We start from the raw sequence: 274 nt of genomic DNA, 5'->3' as shown, positions 1-274 counted from the left end.
GTCCAGCACGGCCTTGGCGGCGATTTCAGCGGCTTCGAAAGCGTGGCGCGTGAAGGAACCGTCAGCGAAGTAGCGGGCAGACCAAGCCACGCTGCCCACGCGGTAGGACGCCACGGTACCTGGCGTGAACTGCTGCCCCAGAATCAATTCCGTCGAGCGACCGCCGATGTCCACGACCAGGCGCTTTTCGTCGGATTGCGGCAGCAGTCTTGCCACGCCCTGGTAGATGAGCCGCGCCTCTTCAGGCCCGGATACGACGTCGATGGGAAAGCCC

The 274-nt window shown here is 64.6% G+C and carries 1 protein-coding gene; it reads right to left on the bottom strand.

Translation table 11 applies throughout. From position 1 onward, the window contains the following. Positions 1-274: Ppx/GppA phosphatase family protein (locus MTCD1_RS19170; RefSeq protein ID WP_438819303.1), on the bottom strand; the 274-nt coding region annotated here is incomplete at both ends.

Source organism: Colwellia marinimaniae (assembly GCF_002207865.1).
GTDB lineage: Bacteria > Pseudomonadota > Gammaproteobacteria > Enterobacterales > Alteromonadaceae > Colwellia > Colwellia marinimaniae.
Note: the sequence above shows the minus strand (reverse complement) of the source record. Positions and strands in the feature narration are given on the sequence as shown.